The 21,876-nt window shown below is 60.7% G+C and carries 21 protein-coding genes; 17 read left to right on the plus strand and 4 right to left on the minus strand.

Annotated features, from left to right (window positions below):
- The first annotated feature begins 61 nt into the window (after positions 1 to 61).
- The 7 genes from AC07NR_RS28705 (at position 62) to AC07NR_RS28735 (ending at position 9,270) form a co-directional block, all read left to right on the plus strand.
- Positions 62 to 982, plus strand: coding sequence for an NAD(P)-dependent oxidoreductase (locus AC07NR_RS28705; RefSeq protein WP_495079987.1), 921 nt, complete (start codon positions 62 to 64; stop codon positions 980 to 982).
- Between the two features lie 230 nt (positions 983 to 1,212).
- Positions 1,213 to 2,370 carry an acyl-CoA dehydrogenase family protein gene (locus AC07NR_RS28710; protein WP_423204859.1) on the plus strand — a complete coding sequence of 386 codons (1,158 nt, stop codon included), beginning with the start codon at positions 1,213 to 1,215 and terminating at the stop codon, positions 2,368 to 2,370.
- 136 nt (positions 2,371 to 2,506) lie between these two features.
- Positions 2,507 to 3,607 (plus strand): efflux RND transporter periplasmic adaptor subunit, encoded by a 1,101-nt coding sequence (locus tag AC07NR_RS28715; protein ID WP_085713201.1) that lies wholly within the window; start codon positions 2,507 to 2,509, stop codon positions 3,605 to 3,607.
- A complete protein-coding gene (locus AC07NR_RS28720; protein ID WP_305836553.1) occupies positions 3,604 to 6,681 on the plus strand; it encodes a MexW/MexI family multidrug efflux RND transporter permease subunit in 3,078 nt (1,025 codons plus the stop codon). Before AC07NR_RS28715 ends, AC07NR_RS28720 begins: the two co-directional genes overlap by 4 nt.
- Positions 6,682 to 6,690: 9 nt before the next feature.
- The gene (locus AC07NR_RS28725) at positions 6,691 to 8,142 is read left to right on the plus strand and encodes an efflux transporter outer membrane subunit (protein WP_495079977.1); all 1,452 of its coding nucleotides are present in this window, start codon (positions 6,691 to 6,693) and stop codon (positions 8,140 to 8,142) included.
- 129 nt (positions 8,143 to 8,271) lie between these two features.
- A complete protein-coding gene (locus AC07NR_RS28730; protein WP_085713204.1) occupies positions 8,272 to 8,637 on the plus strand; it encodes an ArsR/SmtB family transcription factor in 366 nt (121 codons plus the stop codon).
- A gap of 75 nt (positions 8,638 to 8,712) precedes the next feature.
- On the plus strand, positions 8,713 to 9,270 hold the full coding sequence (locus tag AC07NR_RS28735; RefSeq protein WP_495079978.1) for a chorismate--pyruvate lyase family protein: 558 nt from the start codon (positions 8,713 to 8,715) through the stop codon (positions 9,268 to 9,270).
- A 51-nt stretch (positions 9,271 to 9,321) separates the two neighbouring features.
- Here the strand turns inward: AC07NR_RS28735 and AC07NR_RS28740 are convergent, their stop codons facing one another.
- The 3 genes from AC07NR_RS28740 to AC07NR_RS28750 form a co-directional block, all read right to left on the minus strand.
- Complete coding sequence (locus AC07NR_RS28740; RefSeq protein ID WP_134825418.1) at positions 9,322 to 9,597, minus strand: helix-turn-helix domain-containing protein; 276 nt, start codon at positions 9,595 to 9,597, stop codon at positions 9,322 to 9,324.
- A gap of 59 nt (positions 9,598 to 9,656) precedes the next feature.
- A complete protein-coding gene (locus tag AC07NR_RS28745; RefSeq protein WP_007953834.1) occupies positions 9,657 to 10,166 on the minus strand; it encodes a flavin reductase in 510 nt (169 codons plus the stop codon).
- Positions 10,167 to 10,338: 172 nt separating this feature from the next.
- Entirely contained in the window at positions 10,339 to 11,220 is an 882-nt protein-coding gene (locus AC07NR_RS28750) for a LysR family transcriptional regulator (protein ID WP_495079979.1), read from the minus strand.
- 82 nt (positions 11,221 to 11,302) lie between these two features.
- Here AC07NR_RS28750 and AC07NR_RS28755 point away from each other — a divergent pair, with 82 nt between their 5' ends.
- Positions 11,303 to 12,067 carry a sulfite exporter TauE/SafE family protein gene (locus tag AC07NR_RS28755; protein WP_495079980.1) on the plus strand — a complete coding sequence of 255 codons (765 nt, stop codon included), beginning with the start codon at positions 11,303 to 11,305 and terminating at the stop codon, positions 12,065 to 12,067.
- Here the strand turns inward: AC07NR_RS28755 and AC07NR_RS28760 are convergent.
- Positions 12,057 to 12,371 (minus strand): putative quinol monooxygenase, encoded by a 315-nt coding sequence (locus AC07NR_RS28760; RefSeq protein WP_495079981.1) that lies wholly within the window; start codon positions 12,369 to 12,371, stop codon positions 12,057 to 12,059. The genes AC07NR_RS28755 and AC07NR_RS28760 overlap by 11 nt on opposite strands.
- Positions 12,372 to 12,573: 202 nt before the next feature.
- Here AC07NR_RS28760 and mdaB point away from each other — a divergent pair, with 202 nt between their 5' ends.
- The 9 genes from mdaB (at position 12,574) to AC07NR_RS28805 (ending at position 21,789) form a co-directional block, all read left to right on the plus strand.
- The gene (mdaB, locus tag AC07NR_RS28765) at positions 12,574 to 13,164 is read left to right on the plus strand and encodes an NADPH:quinone oxidoreductase MdaB (RefSeq protein ID WP_085713210.1); all 591 of its coding nucleotides are present in this window, start codon (positions 12,574 to 12,576) and stop codon (positions 13,162 to 13,164) included.
- Positions 13,165 to 13,224: 60 nt separating this feature from the next.
- The gene (locus AC07NR_RS28770) at positions 13,225 to 14,136 is read left to right on the plus strand and encodes a LysR family transcriptional regulator (protein WP_249485766.1); all 912 of its coding nucleotides are present in this window, start codon (positions 13,225 to 13,227) and stop codon (positions 14,134 to 14,136) included.
- A gap of 103 nt (positions 14,137 to 14,239) precedes the next feature.
- A complete protein-coding gene (locus AC07NR_RS28775) occupies positions 14,240 to 15,133 on the plus strand; it encodes an NAD-dependent epimerase/dehydratase family protein (RefSeq protein ID WP_495079982.1) in 894 nt (297 codons plus the stop codon).
- 417 nt (positions 15,134 to 15,550) lie between these two features.
- A complete protein-coding gene (locus AC07NR_RS28780) occupies positions 15,551 to 17,272 on the plus strand; it encodes a carbamoyltransferase family protein (protein ID WP_432218526.1) in 1,722 nt (573 codons plus the stop codon).
- Between the two features lie 64 nt (positions 17,273 to 17,336).
- Entirely contained in the window at positions 17,337 to 18,512 is a 1,176-nt protein-coding gene (locus AC07NR_RS28785; RefSeq protein ID WP_495079983.1) for an MFS transporter, read from the plus strand.
- Complete coding sequence (locus AC07NR_RS28790; protein WP_495079984.1) at positions 18,478 to 19,185, plus strand: HAD family hydrolase; 708 nt, start codon at positions 18,478 to 18,480, stop codon at positions 19,183 to 19,185. Before AC07NR_RS28785 ends, AC07NR_RS28790 begins: the two co-directional genes overlap by 35 nt.
- A complete protein-coding gene (locus AC07NR_RS28795; protein WP_085713216.1) occupies positions 19,182 to 19,820 on the plus strand; it encodes a YdcF family protein in 639 nt (212 codons plus the stop codon). Before AC07NR_RS28790 ends, AC07NR_RS28795 begins: the two co-directional genes overlap by 4 nt.
- Positions 19,821 to 19,845: 25 nt before the next feature.
- Positions 19,846 to 21,303, plus strand: a complete 1,458-nt coding sequence (locus AC07NR_RS28800) for an N-acyl-D-amino-acid deacylase family protein (protein WP_495079985.1) — start codon at positions 19,846 to 19,848, stop codon at positions 21,301 to 21,303.
- A gap of 117 nt (positions 21,304 to 21,420) precedes the next feature.
- Positions 21,421 to 21,789 (plus strand): glyoxalase superfamily protein, encoded by a 369-nt coding sequence (locus AC07NR_RS28805; RefSeq protein WP_495079986.1) that lies wholly within the window; start codon positions 21,421 to 21,423, stop codon positions 21,787 to 21,789.
- The last annotated feature ends 87 nt before the right edge of the window (positions 21,790 to 21,876 follow it).

Consider the following 21,876-nt stretch of genomic DNA (forward strand, 5'->3'; position numbering starts at 1 on the left):
GAATGAATCAACGTGGCACTTGAAATGTACGCCTGTACACGTACAATCGCAATCGCGGGTCATTTTACAAACGGATTTGAAGACCTCATCGAGAGAGGAGCGCGACATGGAACTGGGATTTATCGGTCTGGGCACGATGGGTGCGCCGATGGTGCTGAACCTGCTGAAGGCCGGGCATCGGGTCCGAGTGTGGAATCGCTCGTCGGCACCGCTGGAGGCACTGGCCAGGGCTGGCGCCGAACCTGTCGATTCACCCGCGCTGGCAGCGCAGGCCGAGGTGCTGATTTCGATGCTCGGTGATGACTCGGCGATCCGCTCGGTGTTCCTCGATGGCAAGGCACTGGACGGCCTGCAGGCCGGCAGCGTTCACGTCAACATGTCCACGGTGTCCGTGGCGCTGGCCAAAGAGCTGGCGGCCCTGCACGAGGCGCGTGGCGTCCGTTACGTCTCGGCACCAGTGCTGGGGCGAGTCGATGTGGCGGCCGCCGGCAATCTGAATATCCTCGCTTCCGGGCCTGCCGAAGCACTGGCCCGGGTGCAGCCGCTGTTCGATGTGCTGGGGCGCAAGACCTGGCACTTCGGTGAAGCCGCCGACGTGGCGTGTGCCGCCAAACTGTCGGCCAACCTGATGGTCGCTTCGGCGATCGAATCACTGGCCGAAGGCTCGACCCTGGCCGGTGGCTACGGCATCAGCCGTGCGGCATTCATCGACATGATCACCTCGACCCTGTTCCCCGTTCCCGTCTATCAGGGTTACGGCAAGCAGATGGCCGATGACACATTCGAGCCGGCCGGCTTCAAATTGTCGTTGGGATTGAAGGACGTCCGTCTGGTGCTGGAGGCCGGGGAGGCTGCCCAGGTACCGCTGCCGTTTGCCAGCGTGTTGAAGGACAACTTGCTGGACGGCATGGCCCATGGTCAGGCCGATCAGGACTGGGCATCGCTGTCGCGGGTCAGTGACCGGCGTGCCGGCGTGAAATAATCATCTGGATTTAAACGCCGTAACTTGCTTAACAAGTTCGGGCGGCATCTTGTGCCGTTAATTATTGTCGGACAGCTATTTGCCTTTTACTGAAAAGTGAAAGAAGTCTGAGAATAATGCTTGTCAAATGTACGACTGTAGACGTACATTTTTATCGGGGTTTAACAACAATAAAAGTTCGTCTGCTTTTTCGTCTGCTGATCGTAAATAAATAATAGCTAGGAGCCGTTATGAAAAATCTAATGCAATGGAACAGCCTTCCCTCCGAATCCAATGAATGGCTCGAGAAGGTGCGTGCACTGAATCCGCTGATTATTCAGCACCGCGATTACAGCGAGCAGACCAATGCGACGCACAAGGATGTGATGTCCCGATTCTTCAAGGAAGGTTTTGGCCGTACGTCAGTGTCCCGAGCGTTCGGCGGCTCCCAGGTCGATATCCAGACCACCTCCGCGCTGGTGCTGGAATTTGCCCGGTACGACGCTTCGCTGTCCTGGCAACTGGCGGTGCAAGTGGCGATGGGGCGCCTCTCGGACTACCTGCCGGAAGCCACTTCCGAAGCGATCTATAACCACTGCGACGGTTTCGTGATCGGCGCCATCCACTCCGGCGGCGAAGCGCTGCCAATGGGCGACAACTACCTGCTGAGCGGCAAATGGGCGTTCGCCAGTGGCTCGGCCCACGCCGACTGGCTGGTCTGCACCGCCACCGTCAAAGGCACCGAAAACAACACCACCCCGGAAGTGCGGATGTTCTTCGTCCCCGCCAGCCAGTGCACCGTCCTGCCGACCTGGGACACCCTGGGCATGCGTGGCACCGGCAGCCATCACTTCCAGTGCTCCAACGTCATCGTCCACAAGTCGTACTCGCTGGACGTCGAAACCCTGAAGAAATCCCCCGAAGCGCGCAGCTCCCGGGCCTACGCCACCGGTTACTACGAGTTCGGCACCCTCGCGGCGATGTCCACCGTGCTGGGCGTGGCCCGGGCGGCGGTAGATCATTTCCGCAACGACCGTGCGGTCAACACCGACCCGGGTCTGGAAGGGGTGATCTTCGAGAAGACCGGTCGCGCCATCTCCTCGGTGCACACCGCGCAATTGTTGCTGGAAGATGCGATCCACCAGGTAATCAGCCGTGGTGAAACCATCGGCGAACCGGTCAGCGCCCGTGTCGGTCTGGCAGCCTCGGTGCTGACTGAAAACTCGGTCAATGCGGTCAACCAGCTCTACTCGATGGCCGGCTCCAAAGCGGTCTACAAGTCGCACTTCCTGGAACGTTGCTTCCGCGATATTCATACCGGTTCGAAGCATTTCACCCTGTCGCCTTTGAACTTGCACGGTATCGGCAAGTATTACCTGGATAAAACCAATGTACTGGCCGCGGCGTAATAGCCGATAAATAAAAAACGGGTGCGTTATCAGTGAATGTTCACAGGGATCAATAACGCGCCCGTTTCAAGCTGCACCTTTATTTTCTTAAATCTCAAACTTTTGTGCTCGCAGTAAAGAGTCAAGGGAGTGCCACATGCTTGCTCGAAATATTATCAAGTCACTGATCTTTATTGTTCTGGTGGTGGTTCTTTCCGCCGCGCTGGGCTGGCGTTTCTGGTCGCCGCCACCGGCTGCGGCCGAACAACGGATCCCCAGCACCCGGGTCGGTCTGGCCGTGGTCAAGAAACAACCGTACACCTACTACCTCGAAGCCATCGGCAAACTCGAGGCGCAGCGTCAGGTGCTGGTCTCGGCCGAAGTCAGCGGCAAAGTGGTGGACATCGATTTCGAGTCCGGCGATGAAGTGAAGGCGGGGCAGGTGCTGCTCAAGCTCAACGATGCGCCGGAGCAAGGCGAACTGGTTCGCCTGAAAGGCGAGTACGAATCGGCCAAGGCGCAGTTTGCCCGGGTCCAGGAGCTGGCCAAGACCGGCGCCGAAAGCCGTCGCGCCTTCGACAGTGCCCGTGCTCAATACGACGCGGCCAAGGGCGACATGGAGCGCATGCAGGCGCAGATCGCGCAACGGCACATTCGTGCGCCGTTCGCCGGCACCCTCGGCATTCGCCAGGCGCACCTTGGCCAATACCTGCAAGCCGGCAGCGCGGTGGCGACCCTGACGGATCCGGGTCTGCTGCGCGTCAACTTCACCCTCGCCGAGCGCGATGGCTCGCAAGTGCAACTGGGCCAGACCGTGCAGGCCAAGGTCGATGCCTGGGGTGACGTGACCTTCGCCGGCAAGATCGTCGCGGTCGATCCGCAGATCAACCAGTCCCACACCATCAACGTGCAAGCGGTCATCACCGACACGCAAAAACGCCTGCGTCCCGGCATGTATGCACGGGTCTCGGTGACCCTGCCACAGACCGCCGAGCTGCTGATCCCTGAAACCGCGATCACCTACAACGCCTACGGCGAGAGCGTGTTCTCGGTCTACACCGACGAGACCGGCGTGCAGAAGGTCAAGCGTGAAAGCATCAAGGTCGGCGAGCGTCGCAACGGCTGGGCGGTGGTCGACAAGGGCCTGATCGAAGGCGTGCAGGTGGTGACTTCCGGTCAGCTCAAGCTCCACGACGGTGTGGCGGTGGAAGGCGTGCCGGACACGATTGCTCTTAAACTCAGTGGGCTGGAAAAATGAATTTCACCGACCTCTTTCTTCGCCGCCCGGTGCTGGCCGTGGTGGTCAGCACGCTGATCCTGCTGTTCGGGGTGCGTGCGCTGATGAACCTGCCGATCCGTCAATACCCGATGCTGGAAACGTCGACCATCACGGTCACCACCCAGTATCCCGGCGCCTCTTCGGAGCTGATGCAGGGCTTCGTCACCCAACCGATCAGCCAGGCCGTGGCCTCGGTCGAAGGCATCGACTATCTGTCGTCGGCCTCGACCCAGGGTCGCAGCCAGGTGACGATCCGCATGGCACTCAACAGTGATTCCATTGCGGCGCTGACCGAGGTTATGGCCAAGGTCAACCAGATCAAATACCGCTTGCCGAAGGACGCTTACGACCCGGTGGTCGAACGCACTTCCGGCGGCTTCACCAGCGTGGCCTACGTCGCGTTCGCCAGTTCCAACCTGACCATCCCGGAGATGTCGGATTACATCTCCCGCGTCGTCGAGCCGATGTTCGCCGGCATCGAAGGCGTGGCCAAGATCAACATCATGGGCGAGCAGAAACTGTCCATGCGCCTGTGGCTCGATCCGCAGCGTCTGGCCGGCTACGGCATGACCGGGCAAGACGTTTCGGCGGCCATCGAGGGCAACAACTTCCAGGCGGCTCCCGGTCAGGTCAAAGGCCTGTACGTGGTCAGCAACCTGCGGGTCAACACTGACCTGAACAGCGTCGAAGACTTCCGCGACATGGTGCTGCGTAACGACAATGGCCACATCATCCGTGTGCGTGACGTCGGCACGGTGGAACTGAACGCAGCCTCCACCGACACCAGCGGCGCGATGAGCGACGTACCGGCGCTGTTTCTCGGTCTGGACGCCGCGCCGACCGGCAACCCGCTGGTGATCGTCAAACGTGTGCGTGAATTGCTGCCGCAGATCCAGGAAACCCTGCCACCGGGCGTGACCGTGCAGATCCCGTTCGAAGTGGCGCACTTCATTCAGTCGTCGATCGATGAAGTGAGTTACACACTGCTCGAAGCGCTGGTGATCGTGGTGCTGGTGATCTACCTGTGCCTGGGCACGTTCCGCACCGTGCTGATTCCGCTGGTGACCATTCCGCTGTCGATGCTCGGCGCGGCGATGCTGATGCAGATGTTCGGCTTCAGCCTCAACCTGCTGACCTTGCTTGCCATGGTGCTCGCCATCGGGTTGGTGGTGGACGACGCCATCGTCGTGGTGGAAAACGTTCACCGTCACATCGAAGAGGGCAAGAGCCCGTTCGAAGCCGCACTGATCGGCGCCCGTGAAGTGGCCGGGCCGGTGGTGGCGATGACCTTCACCCTGGCGGCGGTGTACGCGCCGATCGGTCTGATGGGCGGCCTCACCGGCACGCTGTTCAAGGAGTTCGCACTGACCCTGGCCGGTGCCGTGGTGATTTCCGGCATCGTCGCCCTGACCCTGTCGCCGATCATGAGTACCCGACTGCTGGACGCGAAAACCAGCGAAGGTTTCATGGCCGTCAAGGCGGACCGTTTCTTCCAGTATCTGTCCCGTCGTTACGGCGCGCTGCTCGGCGGTTCGCTGGCACGTCGCTGGATCAGCCTGAGCGTGGCGCTGGTGATCTTCTTCAGTCTGCCGTTCCTCTATCGCTCGGCGCAGACCGAACTGGCGCCGCTGGAAGACCAGAACATCCTGCTGACCGCAATCAAGGCGCCGCAGCACGCCAACCTGAACTACCTCGAAGCCTACGCACACGAGCTGTACAAGACCTTCAACGAAATCCCCGAGGGCTACAGCAACTGGGTGGCGAACGGTTCCGACGGTCTGTCCAACAGCGTCGGCGGGATCAACCTGGTGGACTGGGAAAAGCGCGGTCGCGATGCCAACACCATCCAGCCTGACTTGCAGGCACGGGTGAACCAGATCGAAGGCACGAGCATTTTCGTGTTCCAGATGCCGCCGCTGCCGGGCTCTACCGGTGGTCTGCCGGTGCAGATGGTGATCCGCAGTGATCAGGATTACCTGGCGCTGTACAACGTGATGGATCAGCTCAAGCAAGCCGCCCAGGCCAGCGGTCTGTTCGCGGTGGTCGACAGCGATCTGGACTTCAACAATCCAGTGGTGGAAATCCAGGTTGACCGCGCCAAGGCCAACGCCCTGGGCATCCGCATGCAGGACATCGGCGAGACGCTCAACAGCCTGATCGGCGAGAAGTACGTCAACCGGTTCTCGTTCCATGGTCGTTCCTATGACGTGATCCCGCAGTCGGTGTCGGCGGATCGCCTGACCCCGGAAACCCTGAAGCTGTATTACGTGAAGGATCAGAAGGGCAATCCGGTGCCGCTGTCGACGCTGGCCACCCTCAGCGTCAAGGTCGAGCCGAATCGCCTGACCCAGTTCAACCAGCAGAACTCCGCCACGTTCCAGGCCATTCCGGCGCCGGGCGTGACGTTGGGTGATGCGGTGGGCTTCTTGCAGAAGCAATCGGAAAACTTCCCGGCCGGCTTCAGTTTCGACTGGCAGTCCGACGCCCGCCAATACGTGCAGGAAGGCAACAGCCTGGCGTTCACCTTCGGCCTGGCCCTGGTGATCATCTATCTGGTGCTGAGCGTGCAGTACGAGAGCTTCCGCGACCCGTTCATCATTCTGATCAGCGTGCCGCTGTCGATCTGCGGGGCCCTGGTGCCGCTGGCGCTGGGCATGACCTCGATGAACATCTACACCCAGATCGGCCTGATCACGCTGATCGGTCTGATCAGTAAACACGGGATCCTGATGGTCGCGTTTGCCAACGAGTTGCAGCGCCAGCAAGGCATGGACCGCGTGCAAGCGATCCAGCACGCCGCGCAGGTGCGTCTGCGGCCAATCCTGATGACCACCGCTGCCATGGTGGTCGGCCTGGCGCCGCTGTTGTTCGCCAGCGGTGCCGGCGCCAACAGCCGCTTCGGCCTGGGCCTGGTGATTGTGGTGGGGATGCTGATCGGCACCTTGTTCACCCTGTTCATTCTGCCGTCGGTGTACACGCTGCTCAGTTCGATCAAGCAGCCGAGCCACGCACCCGAAGCCGAACCGGCCGGTGTGCCGCAACCCATCCTGTGAGGACGTGACATGTATTCGATTACACGTTTGATGCTGGCGCCCTTGGCGGCGTCCATCCTGTTGGCGGCGGGTTGTGTGAACTACGCCGGAATCGATCATCAGGGCAAATTGCTGGCGGTCGGCGATGCGCCGTCCGACAGCCTGAAAGACAAGTTGCCATCGGCCCAGTGGCCCCGTGCGGACTGGTGGACGTCACTGGGCGATCCGCGTCTGGGCGCGTTGATCGAAGAGGCGTATGCCAGCAACCCGGACTTGCAGGAAGTCGCTGCCCGGGTCGCCAAGGCCAACGCATTTCTCGACCTGCGCGATGCCGAACGTTACCCGGAAATGGACGCGTCGGCGGGGGTCACTCGCGGCCGGCTGTCGCGCTTCGAGGACTACAGCGGCGAAGGTGAAAAGTACTTCACCGCACGCAATCTGGCGGTGAATTTCAGCTACACCTTCGACCTCTGGGGCGGCCAGCGTGCCGCCTGGGAATCGGCGCTCAACAGCGCAAGAGCGGCGGAAGTCGATCTGCAATCGTCGCGACTGATTCTGGCGGTCAACGTGGCCAAGGCCTACAACCAGCTGGCGTATGCCTGGCAGGTGTCGGAGCTGAATCAGCGCGATCTGGAGCGCTTGAGCAAACTGGTGGAACTGACGGATTCGCGCTACGGCTCGGGGCTCGACAACCTGTCGCAGCTCAAGCAGGTGCAGAGCCTCAAGGCGCGTTCGGAATCGACCCTGATCGGCGCTAACGAAGACATCGAAATTGCTCGTCTTCAACTGTCGGCGCTGATCGGCAAGGGCGTTGACCGTGCGCACACACTCGAGCGGCCATCGAATCTGCAAGCCAGCGTGGTGGCATTGCCGGCGCAGTTGCCGGCCCAGTTGCTCGGTCGTCGTCCGGACATCGTTGCTGCGCGCTGGCGGGTGGAAGCCGAGACCAGGAACGTCGAGGCGGTGAAGACCACGTTCTACCCGAACATCAATCTGGTGGCGGCGGCAGGCTCACATGCCTTGATCGGTGATGCGATGTTCGCCGGGGTCAGCAAGTTCTGGAACGTGGCGCCGACGGTGTCGCTGCCGATCTTCGATGCCGGGCGCCTGCGCTCCGATCTGAAGGCCGGCAACGCCGAACTCGATAGCTCCATCGCCCAGTACAACCGAGTGTTGAATTCGGCCCTGCACGAGGTGGCAATTTCGGTGACGCAGCTGCGGTCCTTCGAGCAGCAAATCGTCGTGCAGCGCGATGCCTGCTCGATTGCGCAGTCGTCTTACGATCTGTCGCAGTCGCGCTACAAGGCCGGGGAAGATACGTTCCTCGACGCGCTGAATATCGAGCAACAATTGATTCAGGATGAAATGCGCCTGGCCTTCCTCAACAGCAAGCACATCGACAGCTCGGTTTCGTTGATGGCCGCGCTGGGCGGCGGGTTCCAGGCCCCCGCGCTGGAGACGGCACAGAGCAGTGCTCTGTAGTGTTTTCCGGGACGCCGCCTTCGGGGCGGCTGTCGCGGGAAAAAAGCATCTTGTGTATAGTCTTACTGTTCTCGTATAGACGAATACAAGACGGATTTTTCCCGCCTATATCATCAAGGGTACCTACCTATGAACGTCCCGAATCATCCCAATCAGGATCAGATCCTTCTGGAAAATGTGCTGAACGCATTGGGAAGCCCGCTACGCCTGACCGTGTTGAAAGTGTTGTCCGATGGCCAGGAACATCCATGCGGCCGGATCCTCAAGGGCGCATCGAAGTCGACCATGACTCACCACTGGCGGGTCCTGCGCGACAGCGGTCTGATTTGGCAACGCCCCTACGGTCGGGAAAACCTGCTGTCCTTGCGTCGCGAAGACATGGACGTGCGTTTCCCTGGCCTGCTCGATTCGCTGCTGTCGGCGGTCAAGACCGATGAACAGACCATCAGCGTCATCAGCAAACACGAAGTGACCGAAGAAAACGGAACCGAGTGACAGACACCGCCGGTGAAGGGTTGGCCTTCCACGGCAACCAATCAATTCACCATCACCAGGAAGGTGTGTGCGGGTATGGATACAAGTCATTACTGGTCGTCGCGACCGCTGTCGGATTTGACCGGCTCCGAGCATCACTGGCTGTTTTTGCCCGGGGCCTTGACTCCGCGTCTGAAAGCCATGGGCGACTATTCAATCGAAGTGGTCGAGCAGTCCCATGGCCCGCTCAATGCTGAAGAAGCGCAAGCGCTGAACGTGCCGACGATGACCATCGGCTGGGTGCGCGAGGTGGTGATGAAACTGGATGGCGAGGCCTGCGTCACCGCGCGCAGCCTGACCAGCATGCCGGCGCTGAACGGCGATTGGGCGGATCTGAACGGCTACGGTCGTCGACCGCTGGCCGAGATTCTCTACACCTCGGAGCAGACGCTGCGCGAGCCCTTCCAGTGCGCCTTGCTGCCCCCCGGCGCACCGTTGACGGCGCTGTCCCAGCGCTACGCGCCGCAGGCCAAACGGTTGTTGGCCCGACGTTCGCGCTTCACCCGTAATGGCTCGGCGCTGCTGGTCAGCGAGTGCTTCCTGCCGGCGTTCTGGGCCCGGGTCGAGTACGCTCAGGCGCGCAAATCGGCCTGACAAAAAAAACCTGCGGGAGCGAACTCCCGCAGGTTTTTTTTCGCAAGTTATTCAGAGCCGGATGACTGCTTCGATCTGCTTGATTGCCGGTGTCAGAGCCTGCGCCAGCTCCTCGGCTTTGGTGGTCGGGCGCATGGTTCTGGATGAACGCAAAAACAACGGATCATCGAACCGCTTGCGCAGCCGTGCCAGCGATCCGCTGATGGCGGGTTGTTTGACGTGCAGGCGCTCGGCCGTGCGTGACACGCTGCGTTCGCGGAACAGCACCAGGAAAATGATGATCAGGTTCAGGTCGATATCCGCGAAGTTGTCTTCATTGAATAGCATGGTTACATCCCTGTCATGACCCGCCGGCTGGCGTCAGCCGAGGCCGGCGGGTGTCTGGATCACTGCTCGGGTGCCAGGCGCAGTTCGTCGTTCAGACGGTAGTAACTGCGGTTGAAATAAACCAGGCCTTCCGTGGCCTCACTGTGTTGCTGCAGTTCGAGGATTTCACAGTAGAAAATGCTGTGGGTGCCGACCTCGTCGACCTTGCTGACCCGGCAATCGAGGCTGACCAGCGCTTCTTCGATCACTGGCGAACCAGTCTTGAGGGTCTGGCAGTTCACGCTGGAAAAACGCTCCTGCATGCTCAACTGCCGATTGGCGAATGCCCCTGATGTCGACTGGTGGTCGCCGGTCAGGACGTTCACGCACAGCACGCCATTGGTCTTGAAATGCTCGTGATTGGACGACGAGCGATTGACGCACACCAGCAGCGTGGGCGGTGAATCCGTCACGCTGCACACCGCCGACGCGGTAAAGCCGAAACGCCCCGCAGGGCCATCGGTCGTGACGATGGTGACGGCACTCCCCAGCATCGCCATTGCATTACGAAACTCCGTTGAATCAACCATCGCGTCACCTCATTCCATGTAGGTTTAATGGAGCCGATCCGTTCTTCCTTGTCCGTTGTCGTTGTGCGAAAACGGGTATCGGGCAACACGTTCGCTCTGGCGATATAGTACGTATGTATTCGTACCTTGAAAACTATTCCGTGTGCTTATTTTGCGGATGAAAAGATCACGCTCAGGGAAGAGCCAAGGCTCGCAACAAGGCTGTGGCATAGGGCGGCAACGTGGAGAAATCCCGGGCACACAGCAACAGTTTGCGCGTGGCCCACGCTTCACTCATAGGCACGGTCTTGAAGGTTTGCGGCGCGGCACGCTGGACCGCCGCCAGCGGCACGATGCCCAGACCGGCACCCCGAGCGACCATGCGCATCACGCCGTCGAAACCATCGGCGCGGATGCGGGTCTGCATCCGCGAGCCGCTGTGCAGCGCCTGTTCTTCCAGGTACACCGCCAGCGCACTGTCGGCGTGCAGACCGACGAAGTCGTGACGCAGGGCGTCGCTGAAACTGACTTCGGTTGCGTCAGACAGTGGATGTTCCAGCGGCAGAATCAGCACCAGCGGATCATCGCGAAAGGCTCGGGTCTGCAAGTCGGTGGTGTCGATCGCATCGGACACAATGCCCAGATCCGCCGCCCCCTGGCGCAAGGCATGGGTGATGCGGGCGCTGGGCAACTCCTGCAGATCGATGTCGAGATTGGGATGCTCACGCAGGAAATCCGCCAGCACCTCCGGCAGATACTCACTGAGCGCTGTGGTGTTGCACAGCAGACGCACCTGGCCTTTGACGCCGCGTGCGTATTCCGCCAGATCCTGCTGCAAGCGGTCGGCCTGTTGCAGCAATACCCGCGCATGTTGCGCCAGTGCTTTGCCGGCCGGTGTCGGCGTAACGCCACGGCGCCCGCGCTCAAGGAACTCGGTACCCAACGAAGCTTCCATCGCACGGATCCGCGCACTGGCCGCCGCCAGCGACAGATGACTGCGGGTGGCGCCAGCGGTGATGTTGCCGCTGTCGAGGATGTGCAGGTACAGACGCAGGTCGGTGAGGTCGAAGTGCATGATGCGTGGCTCTTGCTGAGAGAGAGGCTGCCTCAGTGTAAGACAGATTTTCAGTTCACCTGCACAGGCGCACAGTATCGCCATGAACGCACTCGCAGATTTCTATCAAAACCTCGGGCTGGCCCTGTCATTGCTGGTGCTGATGACTTTCGTCCTCGCCGGTCTGGTGAAAGGCGTGATCGGCCTCGGCCTGCCGACTGTCGCCATGGGCCTGCTCGGTCTGGCTATGGCACCGACGCAGGCTGCGGCGTTGCTGATCATTCCGGCAACCTTGACCAACGTCTGGCAACTGGCGTTCGGCGGGCATTTGCTCGGGCTGGTGAAACGGCTGTGGCCAATGCTGCTGGCGATCTTTCTCGGCACGGCCATCGGCACCCTGTGGATCGGCATGGCGGGCGGGCATTGGGTGGTGCGCGGGCTCGGCTCGGCGTTGTTGCTTTATGCGTTGAGCGGCTTGTTCCTGCCGACGCTGAGTGTCAGCCGTCGTCATGAACAGTGGCTCGGTCCGCTCTGTGGTGTGATCACTGGTGTCATCACTTCGGCCACCGGTGTATTCGTGATTCCGGCGGTGCCGTATCTGCAGGCACTGGGTTTGAGCCGCGATGAACTGGTGCAGGCGCTGGGCCTGTCCTTCACCGTGTCGACCTTGGCGCTGGCCGGTGGATTGCTCTGGCGCGGGTCACTTGGCGGCGCGGAACTGAGCGCTTCGCTGCTGGCGCTGATCCCGGCGATGCTCGGCATGTTGCTCGGGCAATGGCTGCGTCAGCGCATCAGCGCGGTGCTGTTCAAGCGCGTTTTCTTCATCGGTCTGGGCGCGCTCGGCGCCCATCTGCTGATCAGCGGCTAGCGGACGAAACGCTGAGCATGTCGATCGGACGGATATCGAAATCCCGCTCCAGATACTCCATGCGCTGAGCGAGAAACTGCTGCATGTGCGGCAGGTTCGAGTGCACGTCCAGATGCGCCTGGCTTTCCCAGATCTCGTAGAAGATGAACAGGGTCGGGTCTTCCTTGTCCCGCAGCATGTGGTACTCGATGCAGCCGGGTTCGGCGCGGCTCGGCTCGACATAAGTGCGGAAAAACGCTTCGAAGGCCTCGGCTTTTTCCGGGCGGGTCTTGGCGTGCAGGATGAAACCCTGGCGTTCGCTCATCTCAAAAAAACTCCTCAGATTCAGATGGCGGCCAATCCTACGGCAACAATCGGCAATCGATTCGTGCGTTTTACTCAAATGAATTTTGCGCAACCGCGGCTTATTCCGCGCGAGGCGCATCGTTAATCTGCCGCCATCCAATTTTTCCCCTTCTCCATCCAGCGCTCTGCGCTGCGCATCGGAATCCGATCGAGGCTGTCCCATGAAAAAAGTACTGTTGCTCAACGGCGGTAAAAAATTCGCCCACTCCGACGGTCGCTACAACACCACCCTGCACGAAGCCGCGCTGAGCGTGCTGGATCGCGGTGGTGTCGACGTCAAGACCACCTTCATCGACGAGGGTTACGACATCGCCGAAGAAGTCGCGAAATTCCTCTGGGCCGACGTGATCATTTATCAAATGCCGGGCTGGTGGATGGGCGCGCCGTGGACCGTGAAAAAGTACATCGACGAAGTCTTCACCGAAGGCCACGGCAGTCTGTACGCCAGCGACGGTCGCACCCGTTCCGACTCGTCGCAGAAGTACGGCAGCGGCGGTCTGATCCAGGGCAAGCAATACATGCTGTCGCTGACCTGGAACGCGCCGCAGCAGGCGTTCGATGATCCGACCGACTTCTTCGAAGCCAAAGGCGTGGACGCGGTGTACTTCCCGTTCCACAAGGCCAACGAGTTCCTCGGCATGACCGGCCTGCCGACGTTCCTCTGTGTGGACGTGATGAAGCGCCCGAACATCGAGGCGGATGTGGCGCGTTACGAGCAGCATCTGAGCGAGGTGTTTGGCCTCAAGGCCTGACGCTCGGCTACTATCGAAGGCCTGAGCTTGCGCAGCAGGCCTTTCGATTCGAGGACACCCGTGAAAGCCAGATCCGATGAGTTGCAGATTTTCGTCTGCGTGATCGAATGCGGTTCGATCTCCGCCGCCGCCGAGCAGGTCGGACAGACGCCGTCGGCGGTCAGCCGCACGCTGTCGCGGCTGGAAGCCAAGCTCGACACCACGCTGATCAACCGCACCACACGACGCATGGACCTGACCGAGGAGGGCAAGTATTTCTTCGAGCAGGCCAAGCTGATTCTCGACCAGATGGATCAACTCGAAGAGCGCCTCTCTTCGCGCCAACAGACGCCATCAGGACGACTGCGCATCAACGCCGCCTCGCCGTTCATGCTCCACGCCATCGTGCCGTACATCGATGAATTCCGGCGGCTGTACCCGGACATCCAGCTCGAACTCAACAGCAACGACCTGATCATTGACCTGCTGGAACAAAGCACCGACGTCGCCATCCGCATCGGCACCCTTGCCGATTCGACGTTGCATGCCCGGTCGCTCGGTTGCAGTCCGCTGCTGATCGTCGCCAGTCCCGCGTATCTGGAAAAGCACGGTGCGCCGCTCCAGGTCGCCGATCTGAGCGAGCACACCTTGCTCGGCTTCACCCAGAACGAAGGCCTCAACCAATGGCCGTTGCGCTACGTGCACGGCGATCGCTGGCCGATCAGCCCGGCGATCAGCGCCTCCAGCGGCGAGACGGTCCGGCATCTGGCGCTGGAAGGCCAGGGCATTGCCTGCCTCTCGCATTTCATGACCATCGACGACATTCGCGCCGGGCGACTGAAGGTGTTGCTGGCGGAATTCAACAGCGGTTATCGCCAGCCGATCAACGCGGTGTACTACCGCAACTCGCAACTGGCGCTGCGGATCCAGTGCTTCCTGGATTTCATCCAGAGCAAACTGGCGGCTTACGCCAGCGCCGATTTCAAAGGCTGATTCGTGACCCCTGCGCAAGAGTGAATTGGTTGAGGGCGGGTTTTTCCACAGGGCTCGCCGGTCGATACTCGTTGCATCACTTATTCACGCAGGGAGTTTCTCCATGAACGTATTCGTCACCGGCGCTGCCGGTTTTATCGGCGGCTCCATCGCCACCGGTCTGGTCCAGGCCGGCCACACGGTTACCGGTCTGGTGCGCAGCGCCGAACAGGCCAATGAGCTGAAAACACTGGGCATTACCCCGGTGATCGGCACCCTCGACGACAAGGCACTGCTGGCGGAACAGGCCCGCGCTGCCGACGCGGTGATCAACGCCGCCAGCAGCGACCATCGTGGTGCGGTCGAAGCCTTGCTCGATGCCCTGCGCGGCTCGAACAAAGTGTTCCTGCACACCAGCGGTTCGAGCATCGTCGGCGATGCCTCGGGCGGCAAATCCAGCGACGTCATCTACTTCGAAGACAACCTGCCTGAGCCGACCGTCGACAAGGCTGCACGTGTCGCCATCGACAATCTGATCCTCGCCGCAGCGAAGGACGGCGTGAACTCGGCCGTCATCTGCAATACCCTGATCTACGGCCACAGCCTGGGCGTCAATCGCGACAGCGTGCAACTGCCGCGCCTGCTTAAACAGGCACGCAAAAGCGGCGTAGTGCGTCACGTCGGCACTGGCCAGAACATCTGGTCCAACGTGCACATCGAAGACGTGGTGTCGCTGTACCTGCTGGCCCTGACCAAAAACGTACCGGGCACCTTCTACTTCGTCGAAAGCGGCGAAGCGTCGTTCATCGACATGACCACCGCCATGGCCGCAGCCCTGAATCAGGGCGAGCCGCAAGACTGGCCGCTGAAAGACGCCGAAGCCGAGTGGGGCTACGAAATGGCCAACTATGGCTTGGGCTCCAACAGCCGGGTACGCGGCAAACATGCCCGCGAATTGCTGGGCTGGGCGCCGAAGCGTACGTCGGTGGTTGATTGGATTCGCAACGAAATGGTGTGAGTCCACACCACACTTGAACCTGTGGGAGCCAACCGGCTCCCACAGGTTTTTTTATGCCCCGGAAAAGAAGGACAGGGCATCGAGGCTCATCGAAACGTTCAGACATTTCCTACTAGTCTGATCCCCGCACAGACATGGCCAACGCAACTGGCCGGTTTGTAGGATAGCGGGCACCCACTGGTTGTCTGGCCATGAGGCCAGGTCGGTGGGTAACGCCCGTGGAATTTTTCTGCAAAAAGGAATTTGCGATGGCAATACGCACCTCTGCTGCCTGCTCGTAAAGGCATATCCCGGGCGAACCAGACGATTTCGCCTCCTCACGGTTCATGACACGGCGCCAAGCGCCCTGGCCGGAGCATTGCGCTCTTCGGTCACGGGCAAACTCATCCGCGAAATTGGCAAGAACAAGGAGTAGTTATGGTCATTTTGGGCATTACCAATAACGATTTGTCGGGCGCTTGCCTGGTACGCGATGGTCAGATTCTCTCGGCGGTCAGCGAAGAGCGTTTCACCCGGATCAAGGACCACAAGATCTGGCCCGCCAAATCCATCGAGTTTGTGTTGAGCCAGGCTGGCGTGTCGCTGGAAGATGTCGACTACGTGGCTTACGGATGGAATGCCGGTTTCAACGCCGATAAACACCTGGAGCTGTATTTCGACCGGATCGTCGAAGAGGTCCGGAACAACCCCGAGGGCCTGGCGCAGTTCCGCCAGCGTGTCACCGATGAAGTCCGCAACGACAAAGAGAAGCGCGCCGAATTCGACCAGTACATCGCTGCCAATGGCTTGCTCGGCAAGGCGTACTACATCGACCACCACGAGTGCCATGCCCTTGGTGCCTATGTCTGCTCGCCGTTCGATGAAGCCTTGACCCTGACCTGTGACGGACGCGGCGACTTCCAGTCCCTGACTGTGACCTGGTACAGCCCGACCGAAACCACGGTGCTGCAGCGCGAAACCAGCATCGACAGTCTGGGTTATTTCTATGGCCGGATCACCCACTTGCTGGGCTACAAACCGAACCGGCATGAAGGCAAGGTCACGGGCCTGGCCGCTTTCGGCGACCCGCAGAAGTTGCTGGGGGTGATGCAGCAGATGATCCGTTTCGAAGACGGGCGCATCAAGGCGAGTTGCGGCGACCTGTTCGTGCCGTCCTACAACAACTACAGCGAATCACTGGAAACCCTGTTCTCCCGGGAAACCCCCGAGGACATCGCCGCCGCCGTGCAGCGCCACTCCGAAGACTTGCTGGTGGCGGTCGTCAAACATCATCTGGAACAGCGCGGCAGCACCAACCTGTGCCTGGCCGGCGGCGTGTTTGGCAACGTGAAACTCAACCAGCGCCTGCGCGAGATTCCCGGCGTGAAGAACGTCTATGTGCTGCCGTGCATGGGCGATGGCGGCCTGGCCCTGGCGGCGGCTGTCGGGGCGGCGTACCTGGAGAACGGCACTCGCTTCAAGAACCCGGTAATGACCCTCGGCCCGGATTCGCGCAGCGTTTCGCAGAACATCAACCTGATCCATCGCGACTATCCCGAGCTCGGTTACCACACCCCGTCGAACATCATCGACGTGCTGACCGACGCACTGATGGAAAACCAGGTGCTGGGCATGTTCAAGGGCAAGATGGAGTTCGGCCCGCGCTCACTGTGCAACCGCAGCATCGTCTATCACGCGCAGGATGGCGAAGTGAACGACTGGCTGAACAAACGCATGCATCGCACGGAGTTCATGCCGTTCGGCCCGGTCACCGCCATTGAACAGGCAGCGGCCTGCTATGTCGGCTGGGATGAGGATCAAGTGGCGGCAGACACCATGACCATGACCTACGATTGTCATCCGCAGTTCAGCGAAGCCAGTCCTGCGGTGGTGCACATCGATGGCACGGCGCGGCCGCAGATCATTCGCCCGGAGCGCGATGCGTTCATGCATCGCCTGCTGAATGCCTGGCATGAGCGAACCGGTCAGGCTGCGTTGATCAACACTTCGTTCAACCGGCACGAAGAGCCGATCGTGTGTTCGCCTCAGGATGCGCTGGATGCGCTGAAAGAAGGGATGGTCGATCTGGTGGTGATGAGTGAGTCGCTTATTGTCTGGCGCAAAGGCAAAAACAGCTTCACCCAGCAACGCTTCGAATAACGCAAGGATGGTTACAGGGCTCCGCTGGAGCCCTGCTCAGGAGTATCGAGCGTATGGTTGATTCATGTATCTGATCTTTTTCGGGTTCTTTGCAGCAGAAGGGATCATCTATCCGTTCTGGCCGACCTGGCTGAATTCGCTGGGCTTCAGCGCCAGCCAGATTGGCCTGCTGATCGCGGCGGTCTACTGGCCCCAGGTGGTGACCGGAGTGTTGATCACCTACGTGGCCGACTGGCGCGTGGACCAACTGCGGCTCGCGGCTTTTCTCGGTTTCTCGGCAGCGTTGTGTACGTTGCTGTTCTATTTCATGCCGGTGCACCTGTGGGGATTCGTGTGCTTGAGCATTCTGTTCGGCGGGCTGTGGATGGTGGTGTTGCCGCTGTCCGAGTCCTATCTGCTCAAGCGTGACAAGCAAGCCCTGCAGAACTACGGATGGGTCCGCGCGGTGGGCTCTTCGGCCTTTATCCTGACATCGACCCTCGGCGGCCTGTTGTTTGCGCAGTACAGCCAGTCCTGGGTGCCGGTGGTGATTGCCGCGTGCATGTTGCTCACCGCGCTGGCGTGCCTGTGGCTGAAGCGTCAGGTCACGCTGGCGCATCTGCAACCACCCGAGCGTGTGACGAAGCGCCCCGACTGGAAGGCGCTGTTCGCCCAGAAAGGCCTGCTGATCGCGATTGCCGCCGCCAGTTTCATTCAGCTGAGTCACACCCTGTACTTTTCCACGGCGTCGATCGGCTGGGGCGTGAAGGGCTACTCTTCAACCGCCATCGGGGTGTTCTGGTCAGTGGCGGTGATCGCGGAAATCACCTATTTCGCGTTCTCTAACAAAGTCCTGTCGTTCTGTTCGCCGTTATCCATCGTGATGTTTTCCAGTGTCTGCGCGGCGGCGCGCTGGGCGCTGTTTTCCGACAGCGATGCGGTGCCGGTGATCCTGTTGGGGCAATGCCTGCACGCCTTGAGTTTCGCGGCGTATCACTCGGCGATCATGCGCTGCATTCGCGACCATGCCCCGGCGGATATCCAGGTGTTTACCCAGGGTGTCTATTATTCGCTGGCGGTTGCCTTGCCCATGGGTTTGGCCACACCCTTTGCCGGGTATCTGTACGAGACGCAGCCACAATGGTCCTGGTATGTCATGGCGCTGTTTGCCCTGATGGGGACCGTGCTGGCATTCATTGCTCACCAGAAAATGCGAAGTACAACCGATGACACAACGAACGTTTACAGCCGTCTGCTTTGATATGGATGGCGTGCTGATCCAGTCGCGCCAGGTCATCGAACTGGCCTGGACCACGGTGGCGCGCAAGTACGGTGTGACCGTCGATCAGGCCTTCATCGACGATCACATTCACGGCCGCCCGGGTGGTTACACCCTGCAGGCCCTGTTTGGTCAGTTTGACGAGCAGCAGCGCGTGACCATCAAGCAAGAAGTCGATGCCATCGAAGAGGTTTCGATCTGCGCGCTGGTGCCGGGCGTCGCTGCATTCATCGCCCGATTGAACGGGCGCGTGCCGCTGGCGCTGGTGACCAGCAGTTGGCGAGCGCGCGTCGACCACGTCCTGCAGCAACACGACCTGACGTCGGTTTTCGACTGCATCATCTGCCGCGACGATGTGCGCAGTGGCAAACCGGCTCCCGATCCTTATCGCCTGGCTGCCGCGCGACTGGAGCGTCAGAGCGATGAATGCCTGGTCTTCGAAGACTCCGTCAGCGGTGTGCAGTCGGCGGTCAGCAGCGGCGCGCTGTGCATCGGTATCGGCGACGATCCGACGCTGACTGCCCACGGAGCACTGCGGACGTACGCGGATTTCACGGCGCTCCCGGTCTCGCAGGGCGGGGTGGATACACACCTCTATGCTGACGGTGGATTGTTTATCAGCGGGCAGCTTGCCCAGAGGTTCGCACGCTCATGACACCGACCTTGCGACACGCGACCGTCCTGTGGAATTTCCTCGGTGCAGGGCGCCAACACAGCGATTGTGAGCTGATCGTGGTGTGCGGCTCCTACGACCTGCGGGTCTGTGATTACGCCTGTCAGTTGCTGAAAAAAGGCGTCGCCCCGCATCTGTTGTTCACCGGCAACACCGGCAACTGGACGAAGCATTTGTGGGAACGCACCGAAGCCGATATTTTTGCGCAACGGGCCATGATTCAAGGTGTTTCGCCGGATCAGTTCACCCTCGAATCCCGTGCCACCAACTTCGCCGAGAACATCGCGTTTGCCCGGGAGTTGTTCCCGGACGTGCGCCGGGCGACGTTCCTGACCAAGCCGAATTCGATCCGGCGTGTGGCGCTGACCTTGCCCGTTCAATGGCCAGGGCTTGAGGCGTGGGTGGATGCGCCGTCGTTCGGTTTTCCGGGTGAGGTCAGCAACCTGATCGGGGTCCTGGGACTGATCGACGAAATGGTCGGGGATATCCACCGGATCATGGTTTACCCTTCGCTGGGCTTTCAGGCCGAGCAGGTGATTCCCGAGGAAGTCGAGGCAGCCTGGCGCTACCTCATCGAACAAGGATTCGATCACCATTTGATCAAAGGCAGACACTGACGCCGCGCTGCCGCCGGAGACTGACATGCAGTACGACACACTGATTCGCAATGCCCTGGTCATCGACGGCAGCAACACTCCCGGTTACGCCGCTGACGTGGCAATCCTCGATGGCCGCATCGCGCGCATCGGCGATCTGGGCGATGCCCGCGCCAGCGAAGAGATCGACGCCGCCGGCCGCGTGCTGGCGCCGGGTTTCATCGACGTGCACACCCACGACGACACCGTGGTGATCCGCCAGCCGCAGATGCTGCCCAAGCTCAGCCAGGGCGTGACCACGGTGGTTGTCGGCAACTGCGGGATCAGCGCCGCCCCGGTCAGTCTCAAGGGCGATCCACCGGATCCGATGAACCTGCTCGGCACTGCCTCCGCCTTCGTCTATCCACGTTTCAGCGATTACCGCGCGGCGGTTGAAGCGGCCAACACCACACTGAACGTCGCGGCACTGGTCGGGCACACGGCGCTGCGCAGCAATCACCTCGATGATCTGTTTCGCACGGCGACCGACGATGAAATCGCCGCGATGCGCGAGCAGTTGCGTGAAAGCCTTGAGGCGGGCGCCCTTGGTTTATCCACAGGTCTGGCCTACGCGAGTGCATTCTCGGCATCCACCGATGAAGTCATGCAACTGACTGAAGAATTGAACGCGTTCGGCGCCGTGTACACCACCCATCTGCGCAGTGAGTTCGAACCGGTGCTGGAGGCCATGGACGAAGCCTTTCGCATCGGCCGCCACGCCCGCTCGCCGGTGATCGTTTCCCACCTCAAATGTGCCGGCGTGGGCAACTGGGGGCGCAGTCCGCAGTTGCTCGCATCCCTGGAGGAAGCGGCGAAAACCCACCCGGTCGGTTGTGATTGCTACCCCTACGCGGCAAGTTCTTCGACGCTGGATCTGAAGCAGGTCACCGACGCCCACCGCATCACCATCACCTGGTCGACGCCACACCCGGAAGTCAGCGGCCGCGACCTGACCGCCATCGCGGCTGAATGGACGATGCCACTGCTCGATACCGCCAGACGCCTGCAACCGGCGGGCGCGGTGTATTACGGCATGGACGAGAAGGACGTGCGCCGGATCCTCGCCCATCCGCTGACGATGGTCGGTTCCGACGGCTTGCCGGAAGACCCCTTCCCGCACCCACGCCTGTGGGGCGCTTTCCCACGGGTGCTCGGCCATTTCAGTCGTGACGTCGGGCTGTTTCCGCTGCACACCGCCGTGCACAAGATGACCGGTCTGTCGGCGGCGCGTTTCGGATTGAAGGAGCGCGGCGAGATTCGCGAAGGACACTGGGCGGATCTGGTGTTGTTCGACCCGGCAACCGTGCATGACGTGGCGGACTTCAGCGACCCGCAACGTGCCGCGCAAGGCATCGACGGCGTGTGGATCAACGGCGTGCTGAGTTATCGCGAGGGGCAGGCCAACGGGCAAAGGGCAGGGCGCTTTCTGGCGCGTGAGGGTGATCTGCGTGACAACTTTCACTGAGTTTCGCGGATTGCGTCACAGTGATGGCACATTGCGATTAAAGAAAGCCGTCACCAAGCCGAATTGCTGACATCTACCCCGGCTACACTGCGGGGCCAATTAGTCAGGGAGCACCCCATGAGCTTCGGCAAAACCACCCCGATCCTGCGGATTTTCGATGAAGCCAAGGCCTTGGAGTTCTATGTCGACTTCCTTGGTTTCAAGATCGATTGGCAGCATCGTTTCGAACCCGGTTTCCCGTTGTATCTGCAAGTCTCCCGGGGCGAATGTGTGCTGCACCTGTCCGAGCATCATGGCGATGCAACACCGGGTTCGGCCCTGCGGATCGAGACCGATGAGCTGGAAGCCTTTCAGCAGCAATTGGTCGCCAAGACCTACAAGTTCTCGCACCCGGGGATTCAGGCCATGCCGTGGGGCAGCCAGGACATGACCATCGCCGACCCGTTCGGCAATCGCCTGGTGTTCACCAACGCGATCAGCCTCTGAGCCAAAGGCCCCCTCACTGTAGAGACCGGTACATCCTTTACACATTAGACCGGGGACATCGTTTACACCTTTTGAAGGCTTGATACG

This window comes from Pseudomonas sp. GW821-FHT09C09, assembly GCF_059418105.1.

Bases quoted from the DNA above. Each gene is read 5' to 3' on its own strand.
- AC07NR_RS28710 (WP_423204859.1), top strand. From the start codon at position 1,213: ATGAAAAATCTAATGCAATGGAACAGCCTTCCCTCCGAATCCAATGAA.
- AC07NR_RS28715 (WP_085713201.1), top strand. From the start codon at position 2,507: ATGCTTGCTCGAAATATTATCAAGTCACTGATCTTTATTGTTCTGGTG.
- AC07NR_RS28720 (WP_305836553.1), top strand. From the start codon at position 3,604: ATGAATTTCACCGACCTCTTTCTTCGCCGCCCGGTGCTGGCCGTGGTG.
- AC07NR_RS28725 (WP_495079977.1), top strand. From the start codon at position 6,691: ATGTATTCGATTACACGTTTGATGCTGGCGCCCTTGGCGGCGTCCATC.
- AC07NR_RS28730 (WP_085713204.1), top strand. From the start codon at position 8,272: ATGAACGTCCCGAATCATCCCAATCAGGATCAGATCCTTCTGGAAAAT.
- AC07NR_RS28735 (WP_495079978.1), top strand. From the start codon at position 8,713: ATGGATACAAGTCATTACTGGTCGTCGCGACCGCTGTCGGATTTGACC.
- AC07NR_RS28740 (WP_134825418.1), bottom strand. From the start codon at position 9,597: ATGCTATTCAATGAAGACAACTTCGCGGATATCGACCTGAACCTGATC.
- AC07NR_RS28745 (WP_007953834.1), bottom strand. From the start codon at position 10,166: ATGGTTGATTCAACGGAGTTTCGTAATGCAATGGCGATGCTGGGGAGT.
- AC07NR_RS28750 (WP_495079979.1), bottom strand. From the start codon at position 11,220: ATGCACTTCGACCTCACCGACCTGCGTCTGTACCTGCACATCCTCGAC.
- AC07NR_RS28755 (WP_495079980.1), top strand. From the start codon at position 11,303: ATGAACGCACTCGCAGATTTCTATCAAAACCTCGGGCTGGCCCTGTCA.
- AC07NR_RS28760 (WP_495079981.1), bottom strand. From the start codon at position 12,371: ATGAGCGAACGCCAGGGTTTCATCCTGCACGCCAAGACCCGCCCGGAA.
- mdaB (WP_085713210.1), top strand. From the start codon at position 12,574: ATGAAAAAAGTACTGTTGCTCAACGGCGGTAAAAAATTCGCCCACTCC.
- AC07NR_RS28775 (WP_495079982.1), top strand. From the start codon at position 14,240: ATGAACGTATTCGTCACCGGCGCTGCCGGTTTTATCGGCGGCTCCATC.
- AC07NR_RS28780 (WP_432218526.1), top strand. From the start codon at position 15,551: ATGGTCATTTTGGGCATTACCAATAACGATTTGTCGGGCGCTTGCCTG.
- AC07NR_RS28785 (WP_495079983.1), top strand. From the start codon at position 17,337: ATGTATCTGATCTTTTTCGGGTTCTTTGCAGCAGAAGGGATCATCTAT.
- AC07NR_RS28790 (WP_495079984.1), top strand. From the start codon at position 18,478: ATGACACAACGAACGTTTACAGCCGTCTGCTTTGATATGGATGGCGTG.
- AC07NR_RS28795 (WP_085713216.1), top strand. From the start codon at position 19,182: ATGACACCGACCTTGCGACACGCGACCGTCCTGTGGAATTTCCTCGGT.
- AC07NR_RS28800 (WP_495079985.1), top strand. From the start codon at position 19,846: ATGCAGTACGACACACTGATTCGCAATGCCCTGGTCATCGACGGCAGC.
- AC07NR_RS28805 (WP_495079986.1), top strand. From the start codon at position 21,421: ATGAGCTTCGGCAAAACCACCCCGATCCTGCGGATTTTCGATGAAGCC.